The organism is Rhodoferax lithotrophicus, assembly GCF_019973615.1.
GTDB lineage: Bacteria > Pseudomonadota > Gammaproteobacteria > Burkholderiales > Burkholderiaceae_C > Rhodoferax > Rhodoferax lithotrophicus.
Genome location: NZ_AP024238.1, coordinates 3,527,817 through 3,542,474 on the forward strand (window position 1 = coordinate 3,527,817; position 14,658 = coordinate 3,542,474).

10 protein-coding genes are annotated in these 14,658 nt (G+C 58.0%); 8 read left to right on the forward strand and 2 right to left on the reverse strand.

The annotated features are described in order from the left end of the window. Positions 1–10: 10 nt before the first annotated feature. The 3 genes from metG to LDN84_RS16265 all read left to right on the forward strand — a co-directional run bounded on the left by metG (position 11) and on the right by LDN84_RS16265 (position 3,918). Positions 11–2,161: a methionine--tRNA ligase gene (metG, locus tag LDN84_RS16255; protein ID WP_223904479.1), complete on the forward strand. Its 2,151-nt coding sequence runs from the start codon at positions 11–13 to the stop codon at positions 2,159–2,161. Between the two features lie 147 nt (positions 2,162–2,308). Further along, a complete protein-coding gene (relB, locus tag LDN84_RS16260; RefSeq protein WP_223904480.1) occupies positions 2,309–2,599 on the forward strand; it encodes a type II toxin-antitoxin system RelB family anti-toxin in 291 nt (96 codons plus the stop codon). Next, positions 2,599–3,918, forward strand: a complete 1,320-nt coding sequence (locus tag LDN84_RS16265; protein WP_223904481.1) for a type II toxin-antitoxin system HipA family toxin — start codon at positions 2,599–2,601, stop codon at positions 3,916–3,918. The genes relB and LDN84_RS16265 overlap by 1 nt, the downstream gene beginning before the upstream one ends. Positions 3,919–3,974: 56 nt before the next feature. Here LDN84_RS16265 and LDN84_RS16270 read toward each other — a convergent pair whose 3' ends face one another. Both LDN84_RS16270 and LDN84_RS16275 read right to left on the reverse strand, forming a co-directional pair. Beyond that, entirely contained in the window at positions 3,975–6,215 is a 2,241-nt protein-coding gene (locus LDN84_RS16270) for a S8 family peptidase (protein WP_223904482.1), read from the reverse strand. Further along, positions 6,216–7,379, reverse strand: a complete 1,164-nt coding sequence (locus tag LDN84_RS16275) for an AAA family ATPase (RefSeq protein ID WP_223904483.1) — start codon at positions 7,377–7,379, stop codon at positions 6,216–6,218. Between the two features lie 680 nt (positions 7,380–8,059). Here LDN84_RS16275 and LDN84_RS16280 point away from each other — a divergent pair. The 5 genes from LDN84_RS16280 (at position 8,060) to LDN84_RS16300 (ending at position 14,654) form a co-directional block, all read left to right on the forward strand. Next, complete coding sequence (locus LDN84_RS16280) at positions 8,060–10,078, forward strand: proton-conducting transporter transmembrane domain-containing protein (RefSeq protein WP_223904484.1); 2,019 nt, start codon at positions 8,060–8,062, stop codon at positions 10,076–10,078. Further along, the gene (locus tag LDN84_RS16285) at positions 10,075–11,007 is read left to right on the forward strand and encodes a respiratory chain complex I subunit 1 family protein (RefSeq protein WP_223904485.1); all 933 of its coding nucleotides are present in this window, start codon (positions 10,075–10,077) and stop codon (positions 11,005–11,007) included. Before LDN84_RS16280 ends, LDN84_RS16285 begins: the two co-directional genes overlap by 4 nt. Next, on the forward strand, positions 11,004–11,633 hold the full coding sequence (locus tag LDN84_RS16290) for a hypothetical protein (protein WP_223904486.1): 630 nt from the start codon (positions 11,004–11,006) through the stop codon (positions 11,631–11,633). Before LDN84_RS16285 ends, LDN84_RS16290 begins: the two co-directional genes overlap by 4 nt. 74 nt (positions 11,634–11,707) lie before the next feature. After that, positions 11,708–13,108, forward strand: a complete 1,401-nt coding sequence (locus LDN84_RS16295; RefSeq protein WP_223904487.1) for a complex I subunit 5 family protein — start codon at positions 11,708–11,710, stop codon at positions 13,106–13,108. 25 nt (positions 13,109–13,133) lie between these two features. After that, positions 13,134–14,654, forward strand: a complete 1,521-nt coding sequence (locus LDN84_RS16300; protein WP_223904488.1) for an NADH-quinone oxidoreductase subunit D-related protein — start codon at positions 13,134–13,136, stop codon at positions 14,652–14,654. The last annotated feature ends 4 nt before the right edge of the window (positions 14,655–14,658 follow it).

Genomic DNA, 14,658 nt, shown 5'->3' on the forward strand with positions numbered 1-14,658 from the left:
GCCGACTCACATGACCCGCCAACTCTTCGTCACCACCGCCCTGCCCTACGCCAACGGCAACTTCCACATCGGCCACATCATGGAATACATCCAGGCCGACATCTGGGTGCGTTACCAAAGAATGATGGGCAACACGGTGGACTTTTGCGGGGCCGACGACACCCACGGCGCGCCGATCATGATTGCGGCTGAAAAAGCCGGCATCACCCCCCAGCAATTCGTCGCCAACATTGCCGCCGGGCGCAAGCAGTACCTGGACGGTTTTCACATCAGCTTTGACAACTGGCACAGTACCGACGCGCCTGAGAACCACGAACTGGCCCAGGCCATCTACCGTGGCCTGCGCGACAACGAGGACGGCTCGCTGATCGAAACCCGCACCATTGAGCAGTTTTTCGACCCCGAGAAAAACATGTTCCTGCCAGACCGCTACATCAAGGGCGAATGCCCCAAGTGCCATGCCCAGGACCAATACGGCGACAACTGCGAGGTCTGCGGCGCGGTCTACGCGCCCACCGACTTGATCAAGCCCTTCTCAGCACTCTCCGGTGCCACACCGATCCTCAAAAACTCCGAACACTTCTTCTTCAAGCTGTCTGACCCGCGCTGCGTCGCCTTCCTAGAACACTGGACACAAGACGGCAAGCTGCAACCCGAAGTGGCCAACAAGATCAAGGAATGGTTCAGCGTGCGCACCAACCCGGACGGCACCACCAGCGAAGGCCTGGGTGACTGGGACATCAGCCGTGATGCGCCTTACTTCGGCATTGAAATCCCCGACGCACCGGGCAAGTATTTTTACGTCTGGCTGGACGCGCCGATTGGCTACCTGGCCTCGCTGAAAAACCTGTGCAGCCAGCGTGATGTGGACTACGAGGCCTATATGGCCAACCCGGCGCTGGAGCAGTACCATTTCATCGGCAAAGACATCGTCACCTTCCACACCCTGTTCTGGCCCGCCACGCTGCATTTCAGCGGCCGCAAAACGCCCAACAACGTGTTTGTGCACGGCTTCCTGACGGTGAACAATGGCGAGAAGATGAGCAAGAGCCGTGGCACCGGCCTGGATCCGCTCAAATACCTCAAGCTGGGCATGAACCCCGAGTGGCTGCGCTACTACCTGGCCGCCAAACTCAGCGCCCGCAACGAAGACATCGACTTCAACGCCGACGACTTCATGGCCCGCGTGAACAGCGATTTGATTGGCAAGTTTGTCAACATTGCCAGCCGTGCCGCCGGCTTTCTGACCAAGCGCTTTGACGGCAAGCTGGGCGCAGTGTCCGAAGACGGGGCCGCCCTGCTGCACCAGTTGCGCACGGAGCACACCCCCATCGCGCAACTGTATGAAGCCCGCGAATACGCCAAGGCCCTGAAGGAAACCATGCTGCTGGCCGACCGCGTGAACGCCTACGTGGATGCCAACAAACCCTGGGACCTGGCCAAAAAACCGGATCAGGACGCACGCTTACAAGACGTGTGCACCGTGTGCATCAAGGCCTTCCGCATCCTCACCTGCTACCTGAAACCGGTGCTGCCCGCGATGGCCGCTGAGGTAGAAAAATTCCTCAACATCGCCCCCTTGAGCTTTGCCAACATCACCGAGCCGCTGCCCACCGGCCACACCATCGGTAACTACCAGCACCTGATGCAGCGCGTGGATGTGAAGCAACTTGATGCCTTGTTTGAGCCTCCAGTACAAGTGGAACAAGCGCAAGCAGCTACAGAAAAAGTAGCATCCAAAAAAGCCGCCGCGCCAGCCACCCCCGTCGACCCGACCGCCCCGGGCGGCGAAGCGATTGCGCCGACCATTGGCATTGACGACTTTGCCAAGATCGACCTGCGCATCGCCAAAATCCTGGCCTGCCAAGCGGTGACCGGTTCCACCAAGCTGCTGCAACTGACACTGGATGTGGGTGAGTTGGACGAGGCTGGCCAGCCCAAAACCCGCAATGTGTTCAGCGGCATTGCCAGCATGTACCAGCCCGAACAACTGGTGGGCAAACTCACCGTGCTGGTGGCTAACCTGGCCCCGCGCAAGATGAAGTTTGGCCTGAGTGAAGGCATGGTCCTGGCCGCCAGCCACGCCGACGACAACACCGACCCCGGCATCTACGTGCTGGAGCCGTTTGCCGGAGCCAAGCCGGGCATGCGGATTCACTGATGGGTGAGCTGAAATCCGTCTGACACTTGCTCGCGCAGTGCTGCCACGTTAAAAAATCACCCATGATTTATCATCTTAAAGCGATTTCTTGACATTATCATTTTTGAGTAATATGCTGACAATATTACTTAAAGATGATTTTTTGCCATGGACTATCTCGTCGCCATTTCAGACCAGCTCGCTCCCCAACTACGCTCCCTGCGCAAAGTGCGCGGGCTCAACCAGGCTGATCTGGCCCACAAACTGGGGGTGACCCAGTCCCGCATCGCGGCGATTGAGCGCAACCCTGTGGCGGTCAGCGCCGGGCAACTTCTGGCGCTTCTGAAGGTTTTGGGTGTTGACCTGGTCTTGCGCGATACGCAGGCCCCGGCTGGCGACACCTCAGCAGCACCCGACATCCCCAACAGCTCCAGCACCGGCCCGCAAGGAGCGTGGTAATGGGCGCGCTAGCCATCTGGATGAACGGCGAACTGGTGGGTACCTGGAGTGTGGGGCGCACCGGTCATCACCGGCTGGACTATGCACCGTCCTGGCGAGCATCGGCGCGCAGCCGTCCGCTGTCCCTGTCGCTGCCCTTTACGGCAGACAACCGCCTGGAAGGTAACGTGGTTCGCAACTACTTTGACAACCTGCTGCCTGACAGTGATGGCATCCGCAAGCGCATCAGCGAGCGCTTCCGCACCAAAGGCACGGACGTGTTCTCGCTGCTGCAAGCGGTTGGCCGGGATTGCGTGGGTGCGGTGCAGTTGCTACCGCCCGGCGTGACCCCGGAGGGCTTTGACCAACTCAGGTATGAGGCGCTCACACCCGAACAAATTGAAAAACATCTGGGTGCTTTGGGCTCCGAGCTTGGCGCGGGGGCGCAGGATGATGAAGAGGCCTGGCGCTTGTCCATTGCCGGTGCGCAGGAAAAAACGGCGCTGCTTCAAGTGAACGGCCAATGGTGTCGGCCTTTGGGGGCCACGCCCACCACCCACATCCTCAAGCCGCCCATCGGCATCACCACCGGGCGCAATCTGGATCTGCGGCTGTCCGTCGAAAACGAATGGCTTTGCAACCAAATTGTGCGAGAGCTGGGTTTGCCCGCGGCAGAGTGCCAGATGCAGGACTTTGGCGCACGGCGGGCGCTCGTAGTCCAACGCTTTGACAGAAGCTGGCATCCAGAGGGCTGGATTGCCCGCTTGCCCCAGGAAGACTTTTGCCAGGCCAAAGGTGTTGCCAGCGACCAGAAGTACGAACAAAAAGGCGGCCCCAGCATTGAGGACTGCCTGGAGGTGCTCAAAGGCGGCGAGGCGTTTCACGAAGACGGGCGAAACTTCTTGTGCGCTCAACTGCTGTTCTGGTTTCTGGCGGCCATCGACGGGCATGCCAAAAACTTCTCATTGTTTGTGCTGCCCGGTGGCCGCTACCGGATGACACCCTTGTACGACGTACTCTCCGCATGGCCGCTGATCGGTACTGGCCCACACGCCCTGCAGTACAAGAAAACCAAGTTGGCCATGGCCGTGCGTGGCAAGTCGGCGCACTACAAGTTATCGGAAATCCAGTACCGCCACTGGGAAGCGCTGGCCAAACGCAGCGGCGTGGACGGTGCCTGGGATGCCATGCTGAGCATGACGCGGCGTTTGGATGCGACGCTGACTGCCGTTGAGCAACGCTTGCCAGCCGACTTTCCCATGGAAATGGCGCACACTGTACTTCAGGGCGTGCGACAGCACTTGGAACAGTTCAAGCGGCGCTGGCAACGAGATGACTGAACAAAAAGTCAAATTCGAGCCAGAGAACCCAGCCACGTGATCTGCAATGACCAACTTCAGACATTGACTGGAATCGTAACTTTCGGCTGTATTGAAACAAGCACTGATGCAAAGCTTTGCAATATTTCGTTGTAGAGGTCTTGATGTTTGACCGCCTCCACCGTTACTACAAGTGCGTATTTGATCTTGCCGGCATCAACTGTTGCTGCGCCAGATTCTCGTGCGTTGTAGTGAATGTCAAATACGGGCGCGTTCAGCGTAGCGCCCTGGAACCCTTTTTCAGCGTGTAGCGTTGTCTCCCATTTTCCCCAGTCTGCACGGCGCTCTTCTTCGGTTGCGTAACTGCTCGTTTCAAAGAAGGATACCGAATCAGGCTGGGATTTGAGTTTTCCGGTGGTCTTATACTTGCGGATCTTTGCAAGATTCGGTCGAAAAGTGATTTCCAGCCCAGCTCTGGTATAGCACGAGGCTTCTTGAGGATCGACAGGGGATGCATAGCAAAAGGTTGCTTTGAGTCTGACGCGCCCGGTCAAACCTGATTTCGGAATGGGAATTGATGCCCGAAGATATTTACCTGGTTTAAGCTCGCCTTGATAGACGACACGAGCCACGCCTGGAGGTGACGTAATGATGTCATAGAGGCTTTCCGGTACCTTACCCCATCCAACTTCGCTCTTGTCGATGCCGTTTTGATTGGCACTGTGCACAAGTAATGCCTTGATGGTCAGCGGCATAAGGTCTTGTCCCAATACAGCGCGAATACCCACCGCATTGCGCAGCAAAAGCGGCGCAGCAAAGCTAGTGCCTTCGAGCGGAACAAGTACAGGACTTTTGCCAGGGTGCAGCGCGTGAAAGTAGCGTGTTGCCGCATCACCCCCAAACGCCAGGACATCGGGCTTGACCACGCCCGGTCGTCGACCAGGACCAACTGCGCTGTACCTCGCTCTCTTCCATGCAGAGCCCACGTCATTGGCACTGCCTACGGCTACTGCATTGACACAGTCCGAAGGTACTTGGATACGGTTGTACTTCAGCTCACTATCACCCTCACCGTTGTTGCCTGCTGCAACTGTCATGAACGTATTACCGTCGCAAAGTAGGTCATCAATGACAGATGTCCAAGAGTGAACATCTTCGTCCTCAATAGGCAGATCTGGGCCAAGGCTAAGGTTAATGAAGTCGTATTGACGAGACATTAATACCTCCTCGATGTGGCCAAGTGTCCTATACAGCTGTAGTGGATCTTCGGATTTAACTTCATCATCCAACACGCGAACGTGATTGACCGAGGCATAGGGCCGTTGTGCCACACCACCTGGTGTCAATGGCCCAAACAAAAAAGCGGACGTGACCGCCAAACCATGTTCCAGGCCACCAGCATCGTCTTTAGCAGCTGGGTCACTGATTTTGTATGAGTTGAGCCACATGGGTGAGAGCACGTGATGCTTGGGTAGCCCACCATCGAGGATGGCAACGCGAGGTTCACTCGAAAGAGGCATCTCGGTTGGTAGCTGACAACTGACTGACATAGGGGAGTTGCGGCTAACCGGTCGAATGCCGCGAAGTTGCGGCATTGGTCGCAACACGCGAACAAAAGAAAACTGAGCAAGACTCATCATCGACGCAGGTGTTCCTTCCACGGGGACAAACCACAGGCTGCCAGCCTGTAATGCCAGTCGTTCATGCACCTTGATGTCGAAGGTGTTGGCAAATTTGCGAAAAGCCGCCTGAATGAAAGAAGAGTCCTCATTACCGAGGAGGTGAACGGCAACTTCAAAAAATCGCTGTGATCGGGTTCCGAGACTTCTGAAACGACTCTCTGGCGTAAAGCTGTCAAATTTTTCAATTCGAACGATCTCAGCAGTAGCAGACTCTCCCTCCGGGCTATTAAGTACCCAGTTGCCCAATTCTTGAAAACTATCCCTATTCCCTGCCACAAAAATCTCAGTTGTTGAAACTTCGCGCGGATCTCCCTTTCTCGTCCATTTTCTAGGTGTCACACTGACCGTTCGACTACCCACGGAACGCAGTGCGTTAGCTCGTAGGAAGCCAGTGGGAAAGTAAGACTTGGCAATGTACTCTGGATGCAGTGTGAGTCTTGCTACGGCCATATCTTGAGGACAGGCCCCACTAGGCAGTGAGGCAAATGCCTCGCTTGTGGCAAATGCCTGTGGTGCCAACGCCTGCCGAGCTTCAAAAAGCGTATAGGAATGCTTCTTTGGTTCTCCACCTTTTCGTCTCATGATGTCTTGGGTCAATAGCTCACCACGCCCGATAAGAAAGTTCATTTGTGCCATTTACTTTTTCCCCCCTGATGTATCAGCTTGAATGGGCAATGCGCCCTGCTTCCTAATAGTGTCCCGTGCAAGACCAGTAATCTCTGAGATCGAGCGCTGAGACAGTTTCGTTTTTTCTGCCAGTAACACCGCAAACGCCTTACGTTGTTCTTTATTGAGTTCCGGCATTCGTGTGCGCAGAAAGTCTTCAACGAGTTCGTCAAGTCGTGGTCCGCCAAGCGCCAGTGTGCGTCTGAAACGCTGCAACGTTCGCTCAATGTCGCTAAAGGACGCTCCTTGGAACGCATAAGAAAGCACATCCAGCCATCGTCCGATCAACAGCGACTCATCGCCAGCGAAGCGCTCGATGGACTGCTTGATCTGCTTTGTTTCGGGCAGCTTGAACTCCAGAACCAGATCAAAACGCCGCCACAACGCAGGGTCTATCAACTCTGGATGGTTTGTTGCTGCAAGCAATAAACCAGATGCAGGCCAGTCATCGACTTCTTGCAGCATGACAGCTACCAGTCTTTTAAGCTCTCCCACATCAGAGTCGTCGCTCCGACGTTTGGCAATGGCATCTATCTCGTCAAGTAAAAGGACCGATGGTGTCTGCTTGGCAAATTCAAGCGCAGAGCGGAGATTCGCCCCAGTCTTACCAAGTAGGCTACTCATAACCGTCGTCAGGTCTAGCACCAGCAATGGCACCTGCAACTGCGCAGCCAACCAGCGCGCTGTCAAAGTCTTGCCAACGCCAGGAGGTCCCAGAAAGATGGCAGACCTGGTGGGATGCAAGCCAAGTTCAGACAGTCGCTGAATTTGTTGGCGCTCCCGGATGAGTTGCATGAAGGACTGTTGCAAGCTTGCACTCAACAACGGCTCCAACTGCTCTACTTGATCCTCATAGCGCCGAAACAAAGACAAACGGGTCTCGCCATCGACAGGCATTGATTGCTGCGGTGCAGGATCAAAGGAAGACCTTCGCAGTGGAGTGCTTGAGCGCGCATTGCGCTGATTCTTCAGGAGCTGCTCCAAGCGATCAGCAAAGTCCGGGGTGTCTGTGCGGTGTCTGCGCACCATCTTTGCAACGAATAAACGAACATCATCCTCTTGACCCGCAATAGCAAGGCGAGCCAAATGGAAGAAATCATCATGTGTAATACTAATTTCGCCCATTTCAATCATAAGTTATTGATTTTAAATAAATTTAACAAAAATTAAAGTGGAAGACAAAATTATCTCACACAAAGGCAATAGCCAGTCATTCAAGATTAACTAGTCTGTCGCCTGATGGCAGTCCGATGTCAAGGTAACAACTTCTTTGGATCGAAACTTATCGGCTATTGCCAATCCAATCCACAGATCCCTAATCCCCGTCACCTGCGTGGCGGGACGGAGAACGCGAACCAAGTCGCCCGCCTGGAACCACATGTTCCGACATCAGTCACCCATTGTGAACGTTTTAAGCCCGCAGCCCAGATAACACCTGCGCAACCAACTACACATTCAATAGCACCCAAGAAAACCAAAGTCAAGCAAACAACAACGCCAACCGCATCCCCTAGCCCCCCCATACCCAACCAACCACCAGCAGCTTTCACCGGCAACCCGGCTCGGGAAAACCATACCCACCCCACACCCCCCGCCAGCGTAAAATCTGACGCTTCATGAAACGCCTGGCGCACACCCCCACTCACGGACAGACTCTGATGCTTTCCAAGCGTCGGCAGTTTGACATGCGCTTGCACCACAGTGGGCCACCCCACCACAACTTTGACGCTGGCTTGTTCATTGTTGTTGTGGTGTCCCATGAACTCACTTTTACCCCTCTCCCCCTTACCGTTTAACCCCTGCAGGTTAGCCGCATGAACCAGTTACTGGCTGCGGCTTTGATTCTGCTGTTGGGCGCTGCGCTGGCCATGCTGCCGGTCAAAAACAGCTGGCGCGCGGGTTTTGGCATCGTCTCCCAAAGCATCGCCACCCTGTTGACCTGGCTGACAGTGGTGCCTGTTCTCAGCACAGGCACCGAGGCCTATGTGGAGCTGCCCTGGGGTTACCCGATTGGCGCGGTGCACTTCAAGCTCAATGCGCTGGGGGCTTTCTTTTTGAGCTGGTCGCTGCCGATGACGCTGCTGGGTGCAGTCTACGCCGTGGGTTACCTGCGCAAATATTTCGACGGCCCGCGCCATGTGGGTGTGCACTTTGCGCTGCTGAACATGATTTCGCTCTCATTCCTAATGGTCTACACCGGTGAACACGCGGTGACCTTCCTGATGGGCTGGGAGATTGCGGCGCTCTCGGCCTGGCTGCTGGTGATTTGGGACTACACCAACCAGAAGGTGCGGTTTGCTGGCTTCAATTACCTGGTGTCCACCCACATTGGCCTGATTTTTCTGGTGGCGGCGTTCATGATTTTGTACACCCAGACACAAAGCTGGTATCTGGATGACTTTGGCGACTGGATGAGCACCCACCCCGGCACTATTCGCAACACGGTGTTTTTGCTGCTGCTGACCAGTTTTGGGCTCAAGTCGGCTTTTTTCCCCTTTCACTCCTGGTTGCCACGCGCCCACGCCGCCGCCCCGGCCAATGTGAGTGCGCTGATGTCGGGCGTGATCCACAAGGCAGGCCTGTTTGCGCTGCTGCACTTTTTGATGATTCAGGGCAAGCCCGATGCCTGGATGGGCTGGGCGCTGATCGTCTTCTCGGTGACCTCGGCGGTGATTGGCGGGCTGTACACCGTGGGCCAGCGCGACCTGAAACGCCTGCTGGGTTACTCGTCCACCGAGAACGTGGGCATTGCTGGCATTGGTTTTGGCATTGGCACGCTGGGCCTGGCCTGGGACGTGCCGGGCCTGGTGGCGCTGGGCTTTGCCGGCGGCATGCTGCATGTGCTGAACCACGCCTTTTTCAAATGCCAGTTGTTTTACGCCGCAGGCTGCGTCTACCAGGCCAAACACGGGGTGGACATTGAACGCCTGGGCGGCTTGGCCAAGCTGATGCCGCTGACGGCTTTGAGCTTTTTGATCGGCGGTATTGCCATCTCGGCCCTGCCGCCGTTCAACGGTTTTGCCAGTGAGTTTTTGATCTACAGCGGGCTGTTCACCGGCGAGACGATCAGTGTCTGGGCCAAGCTGCTGCTGGCCGGGGTGGCCACGCTGCTGGCGTTTGTGGGCGCGGTGTCGGCCCTCTCCATCACCCGCGCTTACGGCGTGATTTTTATGGGCCGATCGCGTGACGACACGCTGCCCGCAGGCCATGAGCCCAGCGACTGGATGCTCGCCCCCTTGCTGATCCACACCGCAGGCACGGTACTGCTGGGTTTGATGCCGGTGCTGGGTCTGGCACTGGTGGCTGCGCCGACACGGTTGTTTTTGCGCAGCGTGCCCGATGCCCTCACCGGGGAAGCCATGCAGCAGGTGCAAGAGGTGCTGGGCCGGGTCAGCCTGGTGTCGCTGTCGGTGGCTGGGTTGATCCTGCTGGCCTGGTGTATGCGCCATGTGGTGCTCCGCCTGTTGCGCCGCCAGACTCCGGCGACTGGCCCGACCTGGGGTTGCGGTTACACCGCAGGCAGCGCCCGGTTGCAGTACACCGCCAGCAGTTTTTCCAGAGATTTCTCAAACAACTACAAGGGGGTGATGGTGATGCTGAAGCGTCAAAAAGCCCCCCAAGGCTATTTTCCGCAAGATGCCTATGTGATCACCGACTGCGTGGATGCGGTGGAGCGCCGCTTGTACAACGTGATTGGCCATGGTGATGAGTCCGCCTCTTTGATTTCAAAACTCATGCACGAAGACGATCCCCGCATTGCCTTCGCCCTGGCGCTGGCGGCCCTGGTGGCGATTGCCGCACTGGTGGTGCTGGCAGAAGGAGCGCTGCCATGAACACCCTGATGTTATTGACGCTGGCACATATTGCCGTGGTGCTGGTCATGCCGTTTTTGCTGGTAGGTGTCATCAACCGCACCAAGTCCTGGTGGGGCGCACGCAAGGGACCGGGCCTGCTCCAGTCTTACCACGACCTGCGCCGCCTGCTGCGCAAACGCCAGGTGGTAAGTGACACCGCCACGCCGCTGTTTCGCCTGGGGGCTTACGTGGTGCTGGTCTGTGCCCTGATCGCCATGGCCTTTGTGCCACTGCTGGGCCAGTTTGCACCGCTGTCGTTTGCCCATGATTTTGTCGCCGTGGCCTACACGCTGGGCCTGGCGCGCCTGGTGCTCATGCTGTCGGCCATGGACGTGGGCAGCCCGTTTGAAGGCATGGGCGCAGCGCGTGAGGCCAAATTTGGCGCGTTTGCCGAACCCGCGCTGTTTTTGCTGCTGGGCACACTGGGCGCGGCCACCGGCATGAGCAGCTTTGCCGACATGCTGGGGCATCTACACCACACCACTTATTACCTGCTGATTGTGTGGCCGCTGGCAGGGGCACTGTTGATCTTGCTGCAAACCGAAGCCGCCCGCGTGCCGGTGGATGACCCGCTGACGCATCTGGAGTTAACCATGATCCATGAGGTGATGATCCTCGACCACAGCGGCCCGGAACTGGCGGCCATGCAGTACGCGGCTGGCCTGAAGATGACACTCTACGCCGGGTTGATCGCCACCCTGCTCAACCCGCTGGACCCGTTGGCCGAGCCAATGGCGGCCAGCGCTGTAGCGGTAATGCTGATGCTGGGTGTGGCGGTGGTGGTGGGCTGTTTTGAGTCGCTGATGGCTCGCCTGCCACTCCAATGGGTGACCAGCTATGTCTGGCTGGCCGGTTGGCTGACGCTGCTGGCTGCGGCTGCGGTAGGTGTGACAGGAGGTGGCTTGTGAACCTTGCCAACAACCCGACCCTGGCATTGATCGCCTGCCTGCTGGCCACGGTGATTCCGGTGTTTTTTGGCAAACTGACCGTGACCCCCACCTGGTTAAGCCTGCAAGCGCTGGCCCTGGGCTGGATCACGCTCAACAAACACCAGGAACTCGACTTTCATGCGTTGGAAGCCGGGCTGGAGATTTTGATCATCCGTGCCTGGGCCGTGCCACATCTGCTGCGCCGTACTCTGGCCGGAACCCAAGCTGCCGAGCATGATGTGATGCCCTCCAACCTGTTCACCTGGGGCGTGGCGGTCACGCTGATCATTCTGGCCTTCCAGTTTGGCGACGGGGCGCGGGCCGATGTGCGTGCGCTGACACTGGGCGTGATCGCCGCCACCGTCACCATTGCCTTCCTGCTGCTGGCCACCAACCGCGAGCCGGTGGCTCAGCTGGTGGCGGTGCTTTACATGGAAAACGCGCTGGCACTGTTTGAATCGCTGATGCCCGAGCCCTGGCCACTGCCGGTACACATCGCCATCAGCGGGGTGTATGTGGGCACCGTGGCGGTGGGGAGCTGGTTGATACGTGGCACCGACGCTTCAAGACATTTACCCCAGAAGTCCAGAGATAACCTGCGATGACAGCTTCAAATTCAATAGCAAACGAAACGTCTTCCACGTCTTGGGCGGCCGACCAGTATCCGTTTCCCAGCCACTTGGCGGATGAACTGGTACACGGCACGCACTGGATATCACCCGCACTGGTGGGCATCGCGCTGCTAATGTGGTTAACCAGCATGGGGGTGTTCCTGACCCACCCGCTGAGCGAATTACCCCTGTACTTTGCCCACCGCTACCTGGTGCTGGATGCCACCTCGCTGCTGTTCATGGTGGTCATCAACACCGTGTTTCTGGGTATTTGTGTCTACCTGTACTCGCGGGAGCGCAACACCCCGGCACTCACGCGTGACATCCGTTCACGCGCGGCCTTGATGCTGCTGTTCATGGCGGTCATCCACATCGGGCTGATGGCCAATCACCTGGTGCTGCTGTGGACGTTGATCGAGATCAGCACCCTGTGCGCCGCACCGCTGGTGGCACGCGGCGACGTGGCCAACCCCAGGGCGGTCGCGTGGCGCTACATGCTGTATTCGGTGATGACACTGGCCATCACCTTTTTGGGCTTCATGTGCCTGACCCAGTCCGCCCATCTGCGCGGTGTGGAAGTGAGCTTCATGGTGGATCAGCTCGGGGAATCGCTCACGCGGGAATCCAGTGCCTGGCAGCGCCTGGGCCTGTCATTCATGCTGTTTGGCCTGGGTGGCAAGCTGGGGCTGGCTCCGCTGTATGGGTGGTTGCCCGAAACTTATGAGGCCGCACCCACATCCACCAGTGCGTTGTTGGCCTCGGTGCAGTTCAACCTCAGCATGGTGGCGGTGTTTCGTATTCTGCAAATTTTTCATGGCGTTGATGCGGGTTTTGTCTCGCAGGAACTGCTGGTGATGGGCTACATCTCACTGGTGGTGGCGGCCATCCAGATCATGGCCTGCACCAATTACAAACGGCTGATTGCCTACGCCTGCGTCAGCTCTTCGGGCGTGATTGCGCTGGGCCTGTCGGTGGGCAAGGCTGCGGCCTACGGGGTGGTGCTGTACATCGTGAGTAATGCGTTTGTGAAGTCCCTGCTGTTTTTGACCGCCGGGCGCATGCGCGCTGTTTACGGTACCAATGAGGTGGACCCTTTGAGCGGTGTCATCCGCACCCTGCCGCTGGCGGGTTTGCTGTTCACCCTGGGCATTTTTGCACTGCTGGGTTTTCCGCCATTTGCCAGTTTTCTGGCCGAGATGCTGATCCTCTCGGGCATTGTGCAAGCGGGCAACCTGCTGGCTTTTACGCTGATGTGTGTGATGCTCACGGTGATTTTTGTCGCTACCGGACGCACCGTGTTCCCCATGCTATGGGGTGCACCCAAGGTCACCGTCACCGTGCCGCCGCAGTCGTGGATCACCCTGCTGCCCAAGCTCGGCTTTGTGGCGGTGCTGGTGATGCTGGGCACTTACACCCCCGATCCGTTCACCGACCTGCTGCGTGCCGTGGCGGTGTCCATTGGAGGCTGACATGACCGCTTGCACTCCAAACGCCATGCCTCGCGTATCTTCAAGCGACCATCCGTTGCCTGTGGCACAGTTGTCATCCATTGAAAATTTGCTATCTATATCAGAGCTTGTTGCGCTTGTATTACAAGCGCTAGAGGCCAAAAATACACTTATTTCCTGGTTTGGACGGCCCACCACCTCAGGTGAAGAGGCGGGGGTGGTCGTCACCGCCGTGCTGCTCACACCCGAAGGTTTGTGTGTGCGTCGCGCCCATGTGGCCGCCGGGTCAAGTTACCCGAGCCTGACCACCCAATTCCCTGCCGCCCAAATTTTTGAGCGCGAGTTGTGGGAGCAAACCGGCCTGTTGCCCGACGGCCACCCCTGGCTCAAGCCGGTGCGTTTTGAAGGTGTGCGCCAGCAGCACATAAACGACTACCCGTTCTTCAAGGTGCGCGGCACCGAAGTGCACGAGGTGGGCGTCGGCCCGATCCACGCCGGGGTGATTGAGCCGGGGCACTTTCGCTTCATGTGCCATGGCGAGCAGGTGCAGCACCTGGAAATCCAGCTCGGCTACCAGCACCGGGCGGTGGAGGCGCTGCTGCTGCAAAAACCACCACAACGCCTGAGCCCGCTAGTGGAATCCATCGTGGGTGACTCGGTGCTGGCCTACAGCTGGGCCTTCAACGCCGCCCTGGAATCTTTGGCCAATCGGCCTGTAGCGCCTGCCACACAAGCGTCACGCGCTATCGGTTTGGAACTGGAGCGGGTTGCCATGCACTTGGCCACACTCACCGGTCTGGCCACCGACATTGCCTACCTGCAGCCTGCGGGCACTTACCAGCGCCTGCGCACCGCCATCATCAATGCCAGCCAGCGTGTCTGCGGCAACCGCTTTGGCAAAGGCTGGATTCGCCCCGGTGCTAGCGCGCCGATGGGCGAGGCCTTGCGGGCCGATGTGCTCAAAACCCTGCGCGCTTTTCTGCCCGACTTGCAGCAGGTCAACGCGCTGATGACTTCCAGCCGCAGCACCCAAGCACGCTTCAAAGGCGTGGGCACAGTGTCCGTGCGGGCGGCACAAGACCTGGGCCTGACCGGCGTGGTGGCGCGTGCCAGCGGCATGGCGTGTGACTTGCGCTACACCCTGCCCGACGGCTTGTACGCCGCCCATCCACCCCAACTGCTGACCCAGGCCACGGGCGACTGCTGGGCGCGGGTCCGCCAACGTATGCAAGAGATCGAGGCCAGCACCCAATGGCTGATGGATCGCCTGGCTGACCCAACGCTGAACCTGGCGGACACGCGAGACCCGTTTGCCCAAACCAGCCCATCTGAAAACTGGCCGCTGGCCCCGAATGCGCAGGTGGTGTCGCTGGTGGAAGGCGTGCGTGGCCCGGTGATGGTGGCGCTGGAAACCGATGCCAGCGGTCAACTCCTCCACGCCAAGGTGCAAGACCCGAGTCTGGCCAACTGGTTTGGCCTGGCCTTTGCGCTGCGCAAGCAACAAATCTCGGACTTTCCGATTTGCAACAAGAGTTTTGATCTCTCGTACTGCGGCAACGATTTATAGATTC